Consider the following 19,541-nt stretch of genomic DNA (forward strand, 5'->3'; position numbering starts at 1 on the left):
TTGAAATCCGTCATCGTTCCGTCCGTCCAATCTCCGCCAAGCATGCTCAAGCTTCACGATTTTTGCAACAGAGCCCAAGGAAGCATTTTCCATTTCTTATGACGACAAAGAGGGCGATCTGAGCCGTCATGTGATGGACGCCAAGACCCTCGGCCAGGCGATTCTCGCCGTGCATGACCTGCTGAACGCTGCGCACAGCCAACTCGGCAAGGGTTCGAAGATCGAGGTTTCGGTAGCTGCAGCGCCGAAGGAAGGCTCGCTGGTCGTTGAGTTCATCCTGATGGCTGCCAGCCTGGAGCCACTGACGCTCCTGAAAACGCTCGGCTTCGTTGCGGGTGGCGCTACAGCCGGTGGCGGCCTGATGGAAGTAGTGCGTCAGATGAGGTCGCGGAAGGTGACTCAGGTTGACATCGATGAGGCGACAGGAACCGCAAAGATCTCGGTACAGTCTGAGCAAGGGCAGCAAGTCGAAGTTATCGAGTGCTCCAAGGCTGTTGCTCGGCTGGCCACTGACAAGAAAACCCGGGATGCACTGCATGCCGTCATTCAGGTGCCGATCAGCGGTGCTGAGGGTGGGGTGTTCAAGGTTCTGAAGACTGACCCAGTGGACGAGACGAAGACCGAGGTTTTGGTTGCGGTCAAGGAAGAGGATGCTCATCAGTACAGCACTGTACCCGCTGCAAGCCTGAAGGAAGTGGAGAGCAAGACCGAGAAGGCGACTGTGTGTTTCACCCAGGTGAACTTCGATAGCCCCAAAGGGTGGCGTGCGGTCATTGGAGCTGGGGACGATGATTACGCTGTCGAGATGGCAGATGACACCTTTCTCAAGAAGGTACAGGGCAAGCAGCAGGCGTTTTTGAAAGGTGACCTGTTTGAGGTGACGCTGGAAGAGATCAAGAGTTCCAGTGCGAGCCGCTCTGATTACAAGCGTGTAATCAAGTCCGTTGATCGCCACTTTGCCGGCAAGGATCGCCGCCTGACTTGAGGTGATGGTTATGCTGCAGACGGAACAGATTCTGAACCTGCTGATCATCGGGTCATTCCTGTTTCTGCTGCCTGGCTTCTGGAAGCTGGGTAGCCTAATCGTGCGCTGGCTGATGGCCCGCTACGTCCGCACAGGAACGATTGTCATCCGAGTCAAGGGTGCTGATGGGCAGGTGCGTGAGACCACCGTCACGGCGACGGACTCACTCATTGAGAAGCTGATGGCGATTGATGATCGACGTGCTGCAGAGGGAAGTCATGGCTGAGAAAGGGAAGTCGGCTGCTCAGATCGGTACGATGGCGTTTTGGTATGGTGGTTTGGGCACCTTCAGTAATGCCTGCATCGCGAAGCTGGTGGACGGTGAGTGGCAGGGCATTTGGTTCTCAGCAAGCAGCGTGGTTGTGGCACTGGTTGCAAGTGGGATCGTATGGCTGTTCTCCCGGTATGGCCACTCGCTGGAGTACGTCAAGTATGACGCCATGCTTGGGCGGGAGATCGCGCACATCACTAAGGCGATGAGCCACAATGGCATCTCCGATGAGGCCAGAAAGCGCTGGCAGAACCAACTGGAGGTGGCCCTTGAAAAGCGTGCGAGCGCCGAGCGGGACATTGCGAATGGAACGGTGGATCTGAATAAGTTGGGCGGTTGACCCAGAAAAGCCCCGGCCATGAGCTGGGGCTTTTCTGGGAACAGGGCTGAGGTGGCGCAGTGGATTCCTGCTCCCGTTCGGGGTTGAATGCCACCGCCCCCGTGGGTGTCCAATTTCGTGTCGCACCTGACCAGCGCTCCGGCATTCGGTTACGGGCCTCTTGGTACAGCCCATAACGGCGAGCCAGCACAGCATGATTCTCGCCCCGGTGACGCTCTGCTGGTGTCACGAAGCCGATGCGGCTGTGCCGGTGCTCGTGGTTGTACCAGCGGATGAAGTCCCTGACCCTCGGACGGCTGTGCGAGGGTGTGACGCCCAGGTCGTACATCTTCTGCAGCATGGTCGCCGACTGCAGCGGCGCACCATTGTCCGAGTTCAGTACCGACGGCCTGAGCAGGCACTGCTCGCTGAGCACGCTGCGCAGCAGCTGGGCGCCCAGCTCGCCGCTTTCCTGTTCATGGACCTCCCTGCCCACGGCCTTGCGGCTGTAGATGCCCTCAATCAGGTACAGGTAGAAATACTGGCCGCGTACCGCCGTCGGCAGATAGATGACACCCCACGACCAGACCTGGTAGCGGTGCGAGCCAGTGGTGGGTGCCTTCACCGTGCGCGATGGCTGGCTGCGAGCACGGCGACGCTACTGATCGGTCGCATGCAGGGCACGATAGAACGTCGACTCCAAAGCCAAGTCACGCCCGGCCTCAGCCACCCTCGCATGCAAAAGCACTAGCAATAGTTCACCCTTCCTCAAGCGATAGTTCACCTATCCGGTTTTGCATGGACGAAAGTCCGTCCTGCTGTCTCCAGCCGATGCCCCTAGCCGGATTTAATCGTCGACCTGCGCCAGCCAGTCCGGCAGGTTGAAATGCAGACTGATGCGCGTGATCAGCCCATTGCCGATTTCGAAGAACGCGCCCACCCGTATCTCGTAACGCTGCCCGCAGGCCTCCGGCAGCCCATCGTCGGTCGCCAGGTACTCGCCAATGACGCGGTATTCGCAGGCAGCGTGCCGCCCCTGTGGTTCGGCCAGAATCACCAATGCATCGATCGTCTCGCGATAGCAATGCAGTTGCCGCTCGAGAAAAGCAGCGAAGGCGTCGCGCCCGTGCTCGGCGAACCCCTGATTGGGCTCCAGAATCAGCTCGTCACTGACCCGTGCCAGGCAGGCGCGAATATCCCGATCAGTGAGGGCGTTGAAATAACCTTGCAGCAGGTCGCGGACGTCAGTGGACATAGGGCAGGCTCCAGAGCGGCAAAGCGCCGAGGATACCTTGCGGCCTGCCAGAGAAAGGCGGCTAGGGTCGCAGTTTGGCGCAGTGATCCTGCGCAGGCTGCGCGGCGGTGAACCAGACGTAGTCAGCCATGGACGCGTCCACCGCACGACCGACCTCGGCCAGTATCAGCACCACATTGCCGGTCTGCGCATCGAGATCACCCAGGTGCAGCGGCACGCCGAGGTCCTTGCGCACGTGGAAGGCGCCAGCCAGTAGCAGGCTTGGCTGCGGTGCGGCCAACAGCGCCTCGGCCATGCGCCGGTCGCGCTGCTGCTGCACGGCGAGCATCGCCGGCAACTGGCTGTCCGGCAGCAAGCCGCAGTGCGATTCGCGGATGTCCGCCAGCAAACGCGCCTGCACCTCGCCTGCGCTGGAGCGCTCGCCCTGCAAGGTCGGGCGCTGGCGGTAGATCTGCATGATCTCGGCGCGGTCCAGATTGGCCGCGAGCAGGGGATAAGGTTGACGCAACTGATGCAGCACCAGCGGCCCGTACAGCGACCAGTCCCATCCCGACTGCCAGGCCAGCGCGTCGAACGGATCTGCAGGCACCTGCCCTGTGCGTGCAGCGGCCTGGGCCTGATCGACCCTGCTCTGCTGATCGGGATTGAGCATCTCCATCAACATACTGCCCTGCGGGCGTTGCCGGGATAGCTCACGCGACAGCCAGAGCTGCACGGCATGGTGATCGGGATTGTCATGCTGTTCGCCGACCAACACCCGCTGGGCCGGCGCCAGGCGACTCAGCAGCTGCTCAGGACTGATGGTTTGCCCACTGGCAAGATCGACGATACGACCCAGGTCGGCGTGCTCGCGGCCCAGTGGGGCGAGGGGCGCCGGGGGCGGTAGCACATATCGACTCTGGCAGGCGGCCAGCAGCATCAGACAACTCAGCAGAACCACTCGCATCGACCTCTCCAAAGCTCAGCGTGCGACGATCAGGGGATGGCCGCGCTCAGGGTGAATCTGCACCAGCACCTCCAGGCCGAAAACGGTCTGCAGTGGCTCGGCCCGCAATACCTCGGCAGGCGTGCCCAGCGCATGCGCCCTGCCCTGTTCCAGCAACAACAGCCGGTCACAGTAACGCGCAGCCAGATTGAGGTCATGGAGAATCACCAGCACGGCCGCACCGGATTCAGCCAAACGACGAACCGCTTGCAGGCAGGTGTGCTGATGCAGGGGGTCGAGCATCGAGGTTGGCTCGTCGAGCAGCAGAATCTGCCCCTCGCCGCCCGGCCACAGCTGCGCCAGCACTCGCGCCAGGTGCACGCGCTGACGCTCACCACCGGACAGGGCCAGGTAGCTGCGCCCGGCCAAGTGCGCCGCATCAGCTGCGTGCAGCGCCTCCTGGACGATCTGCGCATCGCGCACGCGACCGCTGTCGTGAGGCAGACGGCCCATGGCGACCACCTCCTCGACGCGGAAGGCGAAATTCAGGCTCGAACTCTGCGGTAGCACGGCAAGCCGCCGGGCACGCTCCGGCCCCGACCAGTCATCGAGTGCGCGCTGCTCCAGCGTCACCTGCCCGGCACTGGCCGGCAACTCGCCGGTCAGCGCTGCCAACAAGGTGCTCTTGCCCGCACCATTCGGCCCCAGCACACCCAGCACTTCGCCTGGACGCAGCTGCAGATCGATGCCACTGAGCACCACGCAGGGCCCGCGGCGGACTTCCAGCTGTTCGACCTGTAGCATCAGCTTCGCCCCCGCACCAACAGATAAAGAAAGAACGGTGCGCCGATCAGCGCCGTGACGATGCCGATCGGCAACTCGGCAGGTGCCAACGCCAGACGTGCAACCAGATCAGCCAGCAGCAGCAGGCTGGCACCGGCCAGTGCGGATGCCGGTAAAAGCAGGCGATGATCGGGGCCGACCAACAGACGCATCAGGTGCGGAACCACCAGCCCGATAAAGCCGATCAGGCCCGCGGCGGCTACTGCTGCGCCGACACCCAGCGCCGTGCAGAACACCAGCTCGCGCTTGAGGCGCTCCACATCGAAACCGAGGTGGCGCGCTTCCGACTCGCCCAGCAGCAGCGCGTTCAGCGCCCGTGCCCGTCGCGGCAACCACAGCGCCACGGCCAGCGTTGCCAGCAACAACGGCCAGAGCCGTGCGTAACTGGCGCCATTGAGACTGCCCAGGTTCCAGAACGTCAGGGTACGCAACGTCGCATCGTCCGCCAGGTAGGTGAACAGGCCGATGGCCGCGCCAGCGAGTGCGGTCAAGGCAATGCCGGCCAGCAACATGGTCGCCACGTGGGTCTGCCCGTCACGCCGGCCCAGGCGGTAGACCAGCGCTGTCACCAGCAAGCCACCGACGAAGGCACAGGCCGACAGTAGATAAGGCGCGAAGGCTTCGGGCAAACCGCCGAACGCGGCGCCGCCAACGATGGCCACCGCAGCGCCGAGCGCGGCACCGCTGGAGACGCCGACCAAACCGGGGTCCGCCAGAGGGTTGCGAAACAGCCCCTGCATCGCCACACCACAGAGCGCCAGCACCATGCCCACGGCGAGCCCGAGCAGCGTGCGCGGCATACGGATCTGCGCCAGGATCAGTTCCGCCTGCTGCACCGACGCATCTGCTGCAAGCGGCACGCCCAGCAGGCGCAGCGCGGCACGCAGCGTGTCGCCCAGCGGCAGGCTGACCGGGCCAAGCGCCAGCGAGAGCCACAGCGCGAGCATGAGCAGCAGACCCAGTGCGATGAACAATGGGCGCGTCGAGAGAGGTGAGATCATGGCGCGCGTTTGGCTTCAGCTGTCAGAGAGTGGCTGGCAGGATAAAAGCCTGCGCCGAGCATCGCCAGCCCATCCGGCACACGCGGTCCAAGACCGCCGACCAGCAGGGTCGGGTCGAGCGCCAGCAAACGCCCCTCGCGCGCCGCACGCGTACCGGCCAGGGCCGGGTTCTGCTGCAGCAGGGCCTGCCTCGCGGCATCGCCTTCAAGGGCGCGATCAGCAACCACCACGACCTGTGGGTCTAGCGCCAGCAGTGCTTCACTGGACAGCGCCTTGTAGCCATTGTGACCGGCCAGGTTGCGCCCACCGGCGCGACTGATCAGCCAGTCGGCTGCCGTATCGACGCCGCCCACCAACGGGCTGCCACCGGCGTGCCCGAGCAACAGCAACACACCGGGCGCTTCCTGGCTGCGCTGGGCCTGCTCGACCCACTGCTGCTGAGTCTGCAGACGCGCCTGGTAATCGGCGAAGGCGCGTTGCGCTGCCGCTTCATCCCCGAGCAACTGGCCCAGACGTTTCAGGTTGGCCTGCAGGCTGTCCAGCTCCGCGCGCGCCGTCAGACGCTCGATACGCACGCCGGCTGCAGCCAGTTGCTCGAGTACCGGCGGCGGGCCCACCTCCTCGCTACCCAGCAGCAGGTCCGGGCGCAGGGCGAGAATGCCCTCGGCAGCCAGTTGCCGTTGATAACCGACGCTGGGCAGCTTGGTCAGCGACGCCGGATGACGACTGGTGGTATCGACACCCACCAGTTTGCTCTCGCCGCCCAGCAACACCACCCACTCACTCAGGGCACCGCCGGAACTCACCCAGCGCTGCGGCAATGGCTCGGCAAACGCCATATTGGGAAACAGCAGGACAGCCGCCAGGCCGCCCAGAATATTCGCAAGACGCATGGTCTCGACTCCTCGAACGTGACATCGACCGGCCCCCGCTGGGAGCCGGCACGGATCAGGCCAGCACCGGCAGCGACTCGGCCAGCTCGCGCCAGTCATCACGCTCGGCCATGCCAGGCTTGCGCGCGCCGAACAACTGGACGACCAGCTCGCCGTCGGCATCGAAGGCTTCCAGACTGGTGATCACGCCATCGACGCTGGGCTTGCGTACGCGCCACAGCTCGGCCACACCACGGGTCTGCAGGTGCAGGTTGAAGTCGGGGTCGAGTACGTTGAACCAGCTGTCCATCCAGCGCAGGTTGTGCACCGGGCCGGTGTGAATCTGGATGCAGTGACGGTTACCGACGAACACCATGATCGGCACTTCACGGGCAGCGGCCTGCTCCATCAGCACTGTCAGCTCGGAGGTCGCCAGCGGCTGCGCCCATTGCTCACCCGCCAGGCGCAACGCCTGGGTACGCGCGACCTCATGCTTTTTCAGCAGGGCGAAAAAATGGTGGGTGTCCTGCAGTGTCGCCCAGCCCTCACGCAGCGCCTGGCTGTCGACCTCCGCATCGGCTTTACGCACCGGAGCGACTGGCGGTGGCAGCAATTGCAGCTCGACATTCTGCTCGCCGGCGAAACGTTCGACCAGCGGCTGCCAGGCTTCCAGTTCGCTGCGCTCGGTCAGGTAGACCTTGTGCACGGCGACGCCCTGCTGGTCGAACACCTGGATGCTGCGTTGGGTGCCCTTGGCGGTTTCCTCGGCGATGGCGAATACGCTGGCCCAACCACCGAGGAACAGGCGCAGGTCGATGTCGGCAGACACCACCAGGCCCATCTGCCCGGATGCGGCAACGCTCACTTCACGGTACAGCCCCTTGCGCTCATGGACGCAATGCTCGTTACGCGTCAGCACCATGACCCGACCGAGCTCGCCAAGCGCCGGCAGCAGCGCGGCCCAATCCGGGCGCAGGCGCTGTGCATCGATACCTAGACGGCTTGCGATCAACTCAGCCTCGCTGACACCTAGCTGCGCCGCTGCTTCCCGGGCGCGCAGGCGGGGTTGCTGATCACGCAGCGCTTGCCAGGCCTGGTAAAGACCGGCAGCCGGGGCTGCCAAGTTATTTGCGGTACTCATCGGGATTTCCTCTCTCACGGGCAGTTACCACCACCGTCGGCGACGCGAACGCGTACCGACACGGCAGCGCAATTTGAGAGAACGATAATCTACCTGAGAATTATTTGCATCAAATAAGTAATCTGGTTAACGTCTTGCGCCGTCGCCAACCAGGCAGTCGCAGAGCTGCCACGCATGCACCGGAGTATCACCATGCACGTTCGCCCGCCCTTCGCTAGCCGCTCCTGGCTCGCGCTGCTGTTGCTGTGCCCTTCGCTGGCTCTGGCTGAAACGCCAGCCGAGCTACCCGCTGTCGAGGTCACTGGAGTGGCGGCCAAGCAACCGCTGCCGACCACGACCCAGACCGACGCCCAGACGCTGGAACGCCGACAGATTCGCAGCTTCGATGACCTGTCGCGCCGCGCCGAGCCGGGACTGAACTACAACCGCAGCAACAACAGCATCAACATCCGTGGTCTGGACCGCGACCGTGTGCTCACCACCATCGACGGTATTCGTATGCCCTGGCTGAACGACGCCGTGCGTGAGGTGAACGGCGGTCTGGACAGCATCGACTTCCAAAGCCTGTCGTCAATCGATGTGGTGCGCGGCGCCAACTCCAGCCAGGTTGGCTCAGGCGCCCTTGGCGGAGCGCTGCAATTGCGCACGCTGAACCCGGACGACCTGCTGGGCGACAAGGACGAGTTCGCCGGCATGATCAAGAACGACTACGACAGCGCCGACCGCAGCTGGGGGCTCAATACCGCGCTGGCCGGTCGTTTCAACGACACCTCCTGGTTGCTCCAGGCTGGCGGCCGCAAGGGGCACGAGCTCGATAACCAGGGAAACCGTGATGTTCTGGGCAGCCAGCGCACCGAGGCCAACCCCAGTGACACCGATCAGCACAGCCTGCTGCTCAAGGTTCAGCAGAGACTTGCCGGCGGTCACCGCGTCGGTGTGACCGCCGAACTGTTCGAGCGCACCGAGGACATGGACAGCCGCATCAACCAGGGCACCGCCAACTATCCACGGCACTATGAAACCCGCGAGAGCAACGAGCGCAAGCGCCTGTCCTTCGACCACCAGTACCGTGCCGAGAGCAGCGACAGCCTGCTGGATTGGGCCGACACCATCCTCTACTGGCAGAAGCTGCGTCGCGAAGACGAGGTGGACGCCACTCGCGCCGGGACCCTCGCCGGCCCGTTCGGCCGTAACAACGAGATAGAGAAAACCCAATACGGCATCAACGGCAGCCTGGGCAAGCAACTGGGGCAGCACAACCTGACCCTGGGTGCGGAGTGGAGCCGCATCGAGGCCGAGCAGTACAGCGGCGGCTACGATGCCTGCCCCAGCGTACTGGTACCGCCCTTCCCGCCGCGCCCGGACAGCACGCCCGCCGGCATCTACTTTTCCTGCATCAACCTGCACACCAATCAGGCCGAAATGCCGAAGACGCCGGGCAACCTTTACGGCCTCTACCTGAAAGACGACATCGCCCTCAGCGACACACTGACCCTGACGCCGGGCGTGCGCTATGACCGCTACGAGTACAAACCCAAGAGCGGCACCAGCGGTTACGTGCTAGCCGGCGACAGTGTGATGCTCACCGAAAACAAGGATTCCAAGTGGTCCGGCAGCCTGCTGCTGACCTGGCAGGCGCACGAGCTGGCGACCCTCTACGCGCAGTGGGCGCAGGGCTTCAAGGCACCGGACGTCAACGAGCTGTACAGCACCTTCACCAACTCCGGCATGGGCTACGCGCGCGTCGGCAATCCCAACCTCAAGCCCGAAGAAAGCACCGGCTACGAAGTCGGCGCGCGCCTGGGCGACAAGCATCTGGGCGGCTCCGTCAGCCTGTTCGACAACCGTTACAAGAACTTCATCGACAGCATCACCGCCAACGAAGAGGACTACGGCTTCCAGGCTGGAGAATTCCCGACCTTCTTCGAGGTGATGGAGAACCGCGACAAGGTGCGTATCTACGGCGCCGAAGGCACCGCGCACTGGCAGTTCGCACCCTCCTGGCAAGCCTGGAGCTCGGTCGCCTGGGCCGTGGGCAAGGACCGCGAAACCAAACAGCACCTGAACTCGGTCGCCCCGCTGACTGGCACCCTCGGTCTCAGCTACACCCAGCAGCACTATGGTGCGGACCTGATGCTGACCGCCGCCCGGCGTCGCGACAAGGTCGAGAACGACAGCGACTTCAAGGCCCCCGGCTATGGCGTGGTCGACCTCACCGGTTACTGGCAACCGGCAGCGCTGGATGGCGTCCGGCTGCAGGCCGGTCTGTTCAACCTGTTCGACAAGAAGTACTGGAACGCCCTCAATGTGCCCAGCATTGGCGGCCGCACCACACCTCAACCGGTCGACTACTACAGCGAGCCGGGTCGCACCTTCCGCGTGTCGGCCTCCTGGCAGTTCTGAGTTCCACTTGGCGCAAGGATGCGCCCTCCTTCTTCTTGCGGGATAATCCGCCCGTCTTGCGGCGCTATGCGCCACCTTCTTCCTGCCGGAGGAAGGTCATCCGAGGTCGTCGACCTTCACGCTAACGGGAAACCGCGATGATTCGCTTGTGCGCCCCACAGGAACTGGCCGAGGGTCAGAGCCGGGGCTTCGTGCTCGACCAGTTGAACCTGCTTGCGGTACGCAGGGACGGTCAGGTGCACGCCTATATCAACCGCTGCCCACATCGCGGCATTGCCCTGGAGTGGCGGCCAGACGACTTTCTCGATGACAGCGGCAGCCTGATCCGCTGCGCGACTCACGGCGCGCTGTTTCTGATCGAGAGCGGTGAATGCGTGGCCGGCCCGTGCGAGGGCCAGGCGCTGCAGAGGCTGGCGTGCAAGGAAGACGCGAACGGAATCTGGATTGCGCCGTAGGATGCGCTGTGCGCACGGCGCACCCTACGCAAGGACTTCCAGCCGGCGAACCAGGGTAATCCCTTCGGGGCTGAGCTCGGCGCCATAGGCCAGCACTTCCACCCCCGCAGCCTTGGCATCACGCAATCCCGCCGCGTAGGCAGGATCGATCTCCTCCGCCGCCCTTACGGCGCGGATGTCGGAGAGGTTCACGCAATACAGCTGCACCGTGCGCACACCGGCACGCGCCAGCGCGGCCAGCTCGCGCAGGTGCTTGGCACCGCGCTGCGTCACTGCATCAGGAAAGGCCGCCACATCGCTGCCATCGAAGCCCAGCGTCACGCTCTTGACCTCCACATAGGCCGGCCCGTCCGGGTAATCCAGACGAAAATCGGCGCGGCTGTTCTCCACCCCGTAAGCCACCTCGCGCTTGAGCGCGGTAAAGCCAGCCAGTTCGCGGATTACGCCGGCACGCAGCGCTTCTTCCACCAGCGCGTTGGCCCGTGCGGTGTTGATGCAGGCCAGGCGCCCCTGCGGCGTTTCGCTGATTTCCCAACTGCCCGGCAACTTGCGCTTGGGATCGTTACTGCGGCTGAACCACACCCGACAGCCTTCGCTCATGCAGTTGAGCATCGAGCCGGTGTTGGCGCAGTGGATGGTCATCTGCTCGCCGCTGGCCGTCTCGATATCGGCGAGAAAACGCTTGTAGCGGCGCAACAGCCGCCCTTCCTCCAGCGGCGGATCAAAGCGCATCGGGCTTCCAGCTCTTCAGGCCGCGCGCGATACGCTCGACCGCCTGCTGCAGGCGCTCGACGTTCTGCGTATAGGCGAAGCGCACGTGGTGCCCAGCCTGGTAACGGCCGAAATCCAGACCCGGAGTGAAGGCCACATGCTCGGTTTCGATGAAGTGACGGCAGAAAGCGAAGGCGTCGCCGCCAAAGGCGCTGATGTCGGCATATAGATAGAAGGCGCCTTCAGGCGTGGCGGCGATACCGAAACCCAACTCACGCAATGCCGGCAGCAGGTAGTCACGGCGACGCTGAAATTCATGGCGCCGCTCTTCGAAGATCGCCAGCGTGGCCGGTTCAAAGCAGGCCAGCGCGGCATGCTGGGCCATGCTCGGCGCACTGATATAGAGATTCTGCGCCAGCTTCTCCAACTCAGGCACCGCCGCCTCAGGCGCCACCAACCAACCCAGGCGCCAGCCGGTCATACCGAAATATTTGGAGAAACTATTGAGGACGAAGGCATCGTCGTCCACTTCCAGCACGCTCGGTGCATCGCAACCGTAGGTCAGGCCGTGGTAGATCTCGTCCACCACCAGGTGGCCGCCACGCTGTTTGAGGCAGGTCGACAGGGCCGCCAGCTCATCCTTGTGCAGCAAGGTGCCGGTCGGGTTGGCCGGCGACGCGACCAGGGCGCCGACGCTGCCAGCGTCCCAGTGCCGCTCAACCAGTTGCGGGGTGAGCTGGTAACGCACCTCCGGGCCGACGGGCACCAGCTGCGCGGCGCCTTCGACCAAACGCAGAAAATGGCGATTGCAAGGGTAGCCCGGGTCGGCCAGCAACCAGTGCTTGCCCGGGTCGACCAACAGGCTGGCGGCGAGCAGCAGTGCACCGGAGCCGCCCGGTGTCACCAGAATACGCTGCGGATCGATGCTCAGCCGGTAGCGCTCGGCGTAGAAGCCGGCAATGGCTTCGCGCAGCTGCGGCAGGCCGCGGGCCGCAGTGTAGCGCGTGTGCCCGGCGGCCAATGCGGCCTGGCCGGCACGGATGATCGGCTCGGCAGTGGTGAAGTCCGGCTCGCCGATCTCCAGATGAATCACGTCGTGGCCAGCAGCCTGCAGCTCGTTGGCACGCGCCAGCAAGGCCATCACGTGGAAGGGTTCGATGGCGCGACTGCGCGCGCTATAGAGCTGAGCCATGGGTCTGTCTTCAGGGTTGCGAGGCGCGGATTCTAGCAGGGCAGCTCAAGGCCACGGCAAGGGCGCCAAAGCGCCGCTACGCTTGCAGAGCAGTCCCTTGCGGATTTCGCTCACACCCCGGACAAGGCATAGACAACCGGGAGTAGCGCGCCCCGATTTGATCTGGTAAGTTCGCCGGCTTGCAGTCGCAGGGCCGGACAAACGCCTGGCAATGGAATAACCTGCGCGATGGATTTGAAAGAGTGAGAGGCGTCATCCATGCCCACAAAAGAAAAAGCCAAAAGCACCAGCCAGCTGATTCGTGGTTTCGAGCCTTATCCAGAGAAGAAGGGCGAGGAATACATGAGCGAGCCGATGCGCGCTCACTTCACCGGCATCCTCAATAAGTGGAAGCTGGAGCTGATGCAGGAAGTCGACCGTACCGTGCACCACATGCAGGACGAAGCGGCCAACTTCCCGGATCCGGCCGACCGCGCCAGCCAGGAAGAAGAATTCAGCCTGGAACTGCGTGCCCGTGACCGCGAGCGCAAGCTGATCAAGAAGATCGACGAAACCCTGCAGCTGATCGAAGACAACGATTACGGCTGGTGCGACTCCTGCGGCGTAGAGATCGGCATTCGCCGCCTCGAAGCCCGCCCGACCGCCACGCTGTGCATCGACTGCAAGACGCTGGCGGAAATCAAGGAAAAGCAGGTCGGTTCCTGATCTGACAACGGGGCGCTTAGGCGCCCCGCTCTGTTTCTGGCCCTAGCTCCATGAACACAGCCTATATCGGGCGCTTCGCCCCCACGCCCAGCGGCTATCTGCACTTCGGCTCGCTGGTCGCCGCTCTCGCCTCCTACCTCGATGCCCGCGCCGTTGGCGGTCGCTGGCTGCTACGCATGGAGGACCTCGACCCGCCACGGGAAGTGCCTGGCGCCCAAGATGCGATTCTGCGCACGCTGGAAACCTACGGTTTCGAGTGGGACGGCGAGTTGGTACGCCAGAGCGAGCGCCACGCCGAGTACACAGCGGTGATCGCCCGGCTATTCAGCCAGGGCCTGGCCTACGCTTGCATCTGCTCGCGCAAGCAGCTCGAAGGCCACGCCGGCATTTACCCGGGGTTCTGCCGTAATGCCTGCCACCCTGACCACGACGCGGCCATCCGCCTGCGCGTGCCAGAGCTGGACTATCACTTCATCGACCGGGTGCAGGGCGAATTTCGCCAGCAGTTGGGCCGTGAAGTCGGCGACTTCGTGATTCGCCGGCGCGACGGCTTGTTCGCCTATCAGCTCGCCGTGGTGCTGGACGATGCCTGGCAAGGTGTTACCGATGTGGTGCGCGGCGCCGACCTGCTCGACTCCACCCCGCGCCAACTCTATCTGCAGGAACTGCTGGGGCTGTCGCAACCGCGTTACCTGCACGTGCCGCTGATCATTCAGCCGGACGGGCACAAGCTGGGCAAGAGCTACCGCTCGCCACCACTACCCGCCGATCAGGCCGGGCCTCTGCTACTACGCGCCCTGCGCGCGCTGGGGCAACAACCACCCGCCGAATTGCAAGGCGCGGCATCTGCCGAGCTGCTGGCCTGGGGCATCGCCAATTGGGACGCCACACGCATTCCGCGCAGCCGCACCCTGGCCGAAACGCAATTGAGGTAGGGTGCGCCGCGCGCACCGTTGACCACCAAGTGAACCCTGTACGCTCTCGGTGCGCACAGCGCACCCTACGGCAGGCCTCAAGTTTGTGGCTTGAAGCGCGCAGCTTCCTTTACCATCGCGGCATCTTTCGACGAGATGTCACATGTATATCTACCGACTGGTTCTGATCCTGGTAGTGGGGATCTACCTGTTCTCACCGGCCATCATGGACTGGTGGATCGACCCCAATGGAGCCTGGTATCGGCCTTATCTACTGTGGCTGATCCTGATCGTCGTTACCTTCATCCTTCAGAGCCAACGCGATGCTGACGAGCTTTAGCCTGAGCGAACTGATCCTGATCAGCGCCGGCTATCTGCTGGTGCTGTTCGGCGTCGCCTGGGTCAGTGAACACGGTCTTATCCCCCGCTGGATCATCCGCCATCCACTGACCTACACCCTGTCACTTGGCGTCTACGCCAGCGCCTGGGCCTTCTATGGCACGGTGGGTCTGGCCTACCAGTACGGTTACGGTTTCCTGGCCAGTTACCTCGGCGTCTCCGGAGCCTTCCTGCTGGCGCCAGTGCTGCTCTACCCGATCTTGCGCATCACCCGCACCTACCAGTTATCATCACTGGCCGACCTGTTCGCCTTCCGCTTTCGCAGCACCTGGGCCGGCGCGCTGACCACCTTGTTCATGCTGATTGGCGTACTGCCGCTACTGGCCCTGCAGATCCAGGCGGTGGCCGACTCCATCGGCATCCTCAGCCGCGAGCCGCTGCAGGAAAAGGTCGCGCTGAGCTACTGCGGCCTGATCATCCTGTTCACCATTTTGTTCGGCGCCCGCCATATCGCCACCCGCGAGAAGCACGAGGGCCTGGTGTTCGCCATCGCCTTCGAGTCGCTGGTCAAGCTGGTGGCGCTGGGCGTCATTGGCTGGTACGCGCTGTATCAGGTATTCGGCGGTCCACGTGAGCTGGAGCTGTGGCTGGTGCAGAACCAGGCCGCGCTGTCGACTCTGCACACACCGCTGCAGGAAGGCCCGTGGCGCACCCTGCTGCTGGTGTTCTTCGCCTCGGCCATCGTCATGCCGCACATGTACCACATGACCTTCACCGAGAACCTCAACCCACGCGCCATGGTCAGCGCCAGCTGGGGCCTGCCGCTGTTCCTGTTGCTGATGAGCCTGGCGGTACCACTGATTCTCTGGGCTGGCCTGAAACTTGGCGCCACCACCAACCCCGAATACTTCACCCTGGGCCTGGGGATCGCGGTCAACAGTGAAACCCTGGCGTTATTGGCTTATGTCGGTGGGCTGTCGGCCTCCAGCGGCCTGATCATCGTCTCGACCCTGGCGCTGTCCGGCATGGCGCTGAATCACCTGGTGCTGCCGCTGTACCAGCCCCCAGCCGAAGGCAACATCTACCGCTGGCTGAAGTGGACGCGCCGCGCGCTGATCGCCTTCATCATCATGGCCGGCTACGGCTTCTACCTGCTGCTCGGTGCGCAGCAGGATCTGGCCAACCTGGGTATCGTCGCCTTCGTCGCCACCCTGCAGTTTCTGCCCGGCGTGCTCTCGGTGCTGTATTGGCAGACGGCCAATCGCCGCGGCTTCCTCGCCGGCCTGCTGGCCGGCATCAGCGTCTGGGCGCTGACCATGCTATTGCCGCTGCTGGGCAATCTGGAAGGCTTCTACCTGCCGCTGTTCAACGTCATCTATGTGCTCGACGATGCCAGCTGGCACCTGGCGGCCATCGCTTCGCTCGCCGCCAACGTGCTGGTGTTCACCCTGGTATCGCTGTTCACCGAAGCCAGCCCCGAGGAGAAGAGCGCCGCCGAAGCCTGCGCAGTCGACAACGTACGTCGCCCGCAACGGCGTGAGCTGGTCGCCGACTCGCCGCAGGACTTCGCCGCGCAACTGGCCAAGCCGCTTGGCGCCAAGACCGCACAGCGCGAGGTGGAACAGGCTCTGCGCGACCTGCACCTGCCCTTCGACGAAAGCCGTCCCTATGCCCTGCGCCGCCTGCGCGACCGCATCGAGGCCAACCTCTCCGGTCTGATGGGCCCGAGCGTGGCGCAGGACATCGTGGAAACCTTCCTGCCCTACAAGTCCGGCACAGAGGGCTATGTCACCGAGGACATCCACTTCATCGAAAGCCGCCTGGAAGATTACCAGTCGCGCCTCACCGGCCTGGCCGCTGAACTCGATGCATTGCGCCGTTACCACCGCCAGACCCTGCAGGAGCTGCCGATGGGGGTGTGCTCGCTGGCCAAGGATCAGGAGATCCTGATGTGGAACCGGGCCATGGAAGAACTCACCGACATCCCTGCACAGCGCATCGTCGGCTCGCGTCTGAGCACTCTGAGCGAACCCTGGCAGAGCCTGCTGCAGGACTTCATCGAACGCCCCGACCAGCACCTGCATAAACAGCACCTGGCGCTCGATGGCCAGATCCGCTGGCTCAACCTGCACAAAGCGGCCATCAACGAGCCACTGGCACCCGGTAACAGCGGCCTGGTGCTGCTGGTCGAGGACCAGACCGAAACGCAGATGCTCGAAGACAAACTGGTGCACTCCGAGCGCCTGGCCAGCATCGGCCGTCTCGCTGCGGGCGTCGCCCACGAGATCGGCAACCCGATCACCGGTATCGCCTGCCTGGCGCAGAACCTGCGTGAGGAACGTGAGACCGACGCCGAGCTGACCGAAATCAGCGGGCAGATTCTCGAACAGACCAAGCGCGTGTCACGCATCGTCCAGTCGCTGATGAGCTTCGCCCACTCCGGCAGCCACCAGCGCAGCGACGAGCCGGTGTGCCTGGCCGATGTGGCGCAGGACGCCATCGGTCTGCTGTCGCTGAACAAGCGCAACTTCGATATCCAGTTCTACAACCTGTGCGATCCGCAGCACTGGGCCTGCGGCGATCCGCAGCGCCTGGCCCAGGTGCTGATCAACCTGCTGTCCAACGCCCGTGACGCCTCGCCTCCCGGCGGCGCCATCCGCGTACGCAGCGAAGCCAGCGAGCACACCGTAGACCTGATCGTCGAGGACGAGGGCAGCGGTATTCCCAAGGCGATCATCGACCGCCTGTTCGAGCCCTTCTTCACCACCAAGGACCCTGGCGAAGGGACCGGCCTGGGCCTCGCGCTGGTCTATTCGATCGTGGAAGAGCATTATGGACAGATAACAATCGACAGCCCGGCTGACCCCGAGCGCCAATTGGGCACTCGAATTCGGGTCACCCTACCGAAGCATGTCGAGGCGACGTCCGTAGCGATGTAAACAGCGAGAGAGGCTGCCCATGGCACCTCCGTGACCGTCGAGAGACCGAATTGATGCCACATATTCTTATCGTCGAAGACGAAACCATTATCCGCTCTGCCTTGCGCCGCCTGCTCGAACGCAATCAGTACCAGGTCAGCGAAGCTGGCTCGGTACAGGAAGCCCAGGAGCGCTACAGCATTCCCACCTTCGACCTGATCGTCAGTGACCTGCGCCTGCCTGGCGCACCGGGCACCGAACTGATCAAGCTGGCCGAAGGCACGCCGGTGCTGATCATGACCAGCTACGCCAGCCTGCGCTCGGCGGTGGACTCGATGAAGATGGGCGCAGTCGATTACATCGCCAAGCCCTTCGACCACGACGAGATGCTGCAAGCAGTCGCTCGCATCCTGCGCGACCGCCAGGAAGCCAAGAGCGCACCCGCGCCAGCTGCCACCAGCAACGCACGCAGTGGCAATACCGAGAAAATCGTCGACAACGCCAATGGCGAGATCGGCATCATCGGCTCCTGCGCCGCCATGCAGGAGCTCTACAGCAAGATTCGCAAGGTCGCCCCCACCGACTCCAATGTGCTGGTGCAGGGTGAGTCCGGCACCGGCAAAGAGCTGGTCGCGCGCGCCCTGCACAACCTGTCCAAGCGCGCCAAGGCACCGCTGATTTCGGTGAACTGCGCCGCCATTCCGGAAACACTGATCGAGTCAGAGCTGTTCGGCCACGAAAAAGGCGCCTTCACCGGCGCCAGCGCCGGGCGCGCAGGTCTGGTGGAAGCGGCCGACGGAGGCACGCTGTTCCTCGACGAGATTGGCGAACTGCCACTGGAAGCCCAGGCGCGCCTGCTGCGCGTGCTGCAGGAAGGCGAGATTCGCCGGGTCGGCTCGGTGCAATCACAGAAAGTGGACGTGCGCCTGATTGCCGCCACTCACCGCGACCTGAAGACCCTGGCCAAGACCGGCCAATTCCGTGAAGACCTCTATTACCGCCTGCACGTCATCGCCCTCAAGCTGCCAGCGCTGCGCGAGCGCGGTAGCGACGTGATCGAGATCGCCCAGGCCTTCCTGGTGCGCCAGTACACCCGCATGGGCCGCGAGCCGTTGCGTTTCGCCCATGATGCCGAGCAAGCGATCCGCCACTACCCATGGCCGGGTAACGTGCGCGAACTGGAAAACGCCATCGAGCGCGCAGTGATTCTCTGCGAGGGTGCGGAAATTTCTGCCGACCTGCTGGGCATAGACATTGAGCTGGACGATCTGGATGACGAGGACTTCGGCCTGCCGGCTGTGGCCGGGCAAAGCAATGGCAACAGCCACGAGCCGACCGAGGACCTGTCACTGGAAGATTACTTCCAGCACTTCGTCCTCGAGCACCAGGATCACATGACCGAGACCGAGCTGGCGCGCAAGCTGGGCATCAGTCGCAAATGTCTGTGGGAACGTCGCCAGCGCCTGGGCATTCCGCGACGCAAATCCGGTGTGACCAGCGGCCCTTGACGGCACGGCGACGGTGACAACCTGCCCGCACAGGGGTTCCACAGGTTGTTACCGTTTCAATATCTCGTAACAAAGGCCGGGTCTATCGGTAACGAAAACCCGGCCTTTTTATCCCCCACCGAACACCCACAAATGCCGCAAGCCCTTGATTTACAAGGAATCACAAAAACTGGCACGGCATCTGCTTTATCTCTGGCACAACAACAATAACAAGCAATGCCCTACACAATAAGAACAAGACGTAACGACTCCAGAACAACAAAAACAACAAGGTACGGAGGCGCAGCTAACTGATTCTTTTGGAGAGGAGTTGCCGTGAGGGGTTCGCCCCAGCGACCAGGCTGAGAACAATAAAACTGCTTCAAGGCAGCGCCAGAACTGGTTGATTAAGGCAGCATCAGCGTCCAAAGAAATCCGTTTGCTATTGGCTCCCCTCTCTGGGGAGCACCCGGTAAGCCACGGCAAGCCGGGAAGGGCCAAACAACAAAAACAACAGGCCCTCAATAACAATAAAAACAGAGCACGCACCAACTTGGGGGGGAGCTTCGGCTTCCCCAGTAGCTTCCGGTCCTCAGATCCCCGCCTGCCGCCCCTCTACACACCTTCTCCCTACACGATGCTAGAATCCGCAGCAATCATGCGGTCATCGTTTCGCATGCAGTTGAAAAACCTTGCCAAAGCAAACTGCTTTTAACGCCGTGATGCCCACGCAATTCGATTTTCAAGCGCATGCGCAGCAGGCCGA

At 63.4% G+C, this 19,541-nt stretch carries 18 protein-coding genes and 1 pseudogene; 10 read left to right on the forward strand and 9 right to left on the reverse strand.

Features of this window, described 5'->3' with window-relative positions; genetic code table 11:
• Window positions 1-133: 133 nt before the first annotated feature.
• From EGJ86_RS10835 to EGJ86_RS25095, 3 genes are read left to right on the forward strand one after another with little or no spacing between them, the layout of a single operon-like run.
• Window positions 134-985 (forward strand): hypothetical protein, encoded by an 852-nt coding sequence (locus tag EGJ86_RS10835; RefSeq protein ID WP_125835114.1) that lies wholly within the window; start codon window positions 134-136, stop codon window positions 983-985.
• Between the two features lie 10 nt (window positions 986-995).
• Window positions 996-1,250 carry a hypothetical protein gene (locus EGJ86_RS10840; protein ID WP_125835115.1) on the forward strand — a complete coding sequence of 85 codons (255 nt, stop codon included), beginning with the start codon at window positions 996-998 and terminating at the stop codon, window positions 1,248-1,250.
• Window positions 1,216-1,635 (forward strand): hypothetical protein, encoded by a 420-nt coding sequence (locus tag EGJ86_RS25095; RefSeq protein ID WP_162531552.1) that lies wholly within the window; start codon window positions 1,216-1,218, stop codon window positions 1,633-1,635. The genes EGJ86_RS10840 and EGJ86_RS25095 overlap by 35 nt, the downstream gene beginning before the upstream one ends.
• A 64-nt stretch (window positions 1,636-1,699) precedes the next feature.
• Here the strand turns inward: EGJ86_RS25095 and EGJ86_RS10845 are convergent.
• From EGJ86_RS10845 to EGJ86_RS10875, 7 genes and pseudogenes are all read right to left on the reverse strand, one after another.
• Window positions 1,700-2,347, reverse strand: a pseudogene (locus EGJ86_RS10845) (DDE-type integrase/transposase/recombinase); the annotation flags it as partial.
• A gap of 114 nt (window positions 2,348-2,461) precedes the next feature.
• The gene (locus EGJ86_RS10850; RefSeq protein WP_125835116.1) at window positions 2,462-2,869 is read right to left on the reverse strand and encodes a nuclear transport factor 2 family protein; all 408 of its coding nucleotides are present in this window, start codon (window positions 2,867-2,869) and stop codon (window positions 2,462-2,464) included.
• Window positions 2,870-2,930: 61 nt separating this feature from the next.
• Window positions 2,931-3,815, reverse strand: coding sequence for a ChaN family lipoprotein (locus EGJ86_RS10855; RefSeq protein WP_125835117.1), 885 nt, complete (start codon window positions 3,813-3,815; stop codon window positions 2,931-2,933).
• Window positions 3,816-3,830: 15 nt separating this feature from the next.
• Window positions 3,831-4,598, reverse strand: coding sequence for a heme ABC transporter ATP-binding protein (locus EGJ86_RS10860; protein WP_125835118.1), 768 nt, complete (start codon window positions 4,596-4,598; stop codon window positions 3,831-3,833).
• Window positions 4,598-5,584, reverse strand: a complete 987-nt coding sequence (locus EGJ86_RS10865) for an iron ABC transporter permease (RefSeq protein WP_177429705.1) — start codon at window positions 5,582-5,584, stop codon at window positions 4,598-4,600. The genes EGJ86_RS10860 and EGJ86_RS10865 overlap by 1 nt, the downstream gene beginning before the upstream one ends.
• A 50-nt stretch (window positions 5,585-5,634) precedes the next feature.
• Window positions 5,635-6,531, reverse strand: a complete 897-nt coding sequence (locus EGJ86_RS10870) for a hemin ABC transporter substrate-binding protein (protein ID WP_125835120.1) — start codon at window positions 6,529-6,531, stop codon at window positions 5,635-5,637.
• A 55-nt stretch (window positions 6,532-6,586) separates the two neighbouring features.
• Window positions 6,587-7,651 (reverse strand): hemin-degrading factor, encoded by a 1,065-nt coding sequence (locus EGJ86_RS10875; protein ID WP_125835121.1) that lies wholly within the window; start codon window positions 7,649-7,651, stop codon window positions 6,587-6,589.
• 192 nt (window positions 7,652-7,843) lie between these two features.
• Here EGJ86_RS10875 and EGJ86_RS10880 point away from each other — a divergent pair, with 192 nt between their 5' ends.
• Both EGJ86_RS10880 and EGJ86_RS10885 read left to right on the forward strand, forming a co-directional pair.
• A complete protein-coding gene (locus EGJ86_RS10880) occupies window positions 7,844-10,054 on the forward strand; it encodes a TonB-dependent hemoglobin/transferrin/lactoferrin family receptor (RefSeq protein ID WP_125835122.1) in 2,211 nt (736 codons plus the stop codon).
• 137 nt (window positions 10,055-10,191) lie between these two features.
• Window positions 10,192-10,509 (forward strand): Rieske (2Fe-2S) protein, encoded by a 318-nt coding sequence (locus EGJ86_RS10885; RefSeq protein WP_041980719.1) that lies wholly within the window; start codon window positions 10,192-10,194, stop codon window positions 10,507-10,509.
• 24 nt (window positions 10,510-10,533) lie between these two features.
• Here the strand turns inward: EGJ86_RS10885 and sfsA are convergent, their stop codons facing one another.
• Window positions 10,534-11,241, reverse strand: a complete 708-nt coding sequence (gene sfsA, locus EGJ86_RS10890) for a DNA/RNA nuclease SfsA (protein ID WP_125835123.1) — start codon at window positions 11,239-11,241, stop codon at window positions 10,534-10,536.
• Window positions 11,231-12,412 (reverse strand): pyridoxal phosphate-dependent aminotransferase, encoded by a 1,182-nt coding sequence (locus EGJ86_RS10895; RefSeq protein WP_125835124.1) that lies wholly within the window; start codon window positions 12,410-12,412, stop codon window positions 11,231-11,233. Before EGJ86_RS10895 ends, sfsA begins: the two co-directional genes overlap by 11 nt.
• A 258-nt stretch (window positions 12,413-12,670) precedes the next feature.
• Here EGJ86_RS10895 and dksA point away from each other — a divergent pair, with 258 nt between their 5' ends.
• The 5 genes from dksA to EGJ86_RS10920 all read left to right on the forward strand — a co-directional run bounded on the left by dksA (window position 12,671) and on the right by EGJ86_RS10920 (window position 18,796).
• Window positions 12,671-13,117 carry an RNA polymerase-binding protein DksA gene (dksA, locus tag EGJ86_RS10900; protein WP_099526079.1) on the forward strand — a complete coding sequence of 149 codons (447 nt, stop codon included), beginning with the start codon at window positions 12,671-12,673 and terminating at the stop codon, window positions 13,115-13,117.
• Window positions 13,118-13,167: 50 nt separating this feature from the next.
• Entirely contained in the window at window positions 13,168-14,052 is an 885-nt protein-coding gene (gene gluQRS / locus EGJ86_RS10905) for a tRNA glutamyl-Q(34) synthetase GluQRS (RefSeq protein WP_125835125.1), read from the forward strand.
• Between the two features lie 142 nt (window positions 14,053-14,194).
• Complete coding sequence (locus tag EGJ86_RS10910) at window positions 14,195-14,371, forward strand: hypothetical protein (protein ID WP_003244646.1); 177 nt, start codon at window positions 14,195-14,197, stop codon at window positions 14,369-14,371.
• Window positions 14,355-17,309 (forward strand): sensor histidine kinase, encoded by a 2,955-nt coding sequence (locus EGJ86_RS10915; protein WP_125835126.1) that lies wholly within the window; start codon window positions 14,355-14,357, stop codon window positions 17,307-17,309. Before EGJ86_RS10910 ends, EGJ86_RS10915 begins: the two co-directional genes overlap by 17 nt.
• 53 nt (window positions 17,310-17,362) lie before the next feature.
• Window positions 17,363-18,796, forward strand: a complete 1,434-nt coding sequence (locus EGJ86_RS10920) for a sigma-54 dependent transcriptional regulator (RefSeq protein WP_125835127.1) — start codon at window positions 17,363-17,365, stop codon at window positions 18,794-18,796.
• The last annotated feature ends 745 nt before the right edge of the window (window positions 18,797-19,541 follow it).

Origin of the sequence: Pseudomonas sp. o96-267, from assembly GCF_003935465.1 — a bacterium.
Lineage (GTDB): Bacteria > Pseudomonadota > Gammaproteobacteria > Pseudomonadales > Pseudomonadaceae > Aquipseudomonas > Aquipseudomonas sediminis.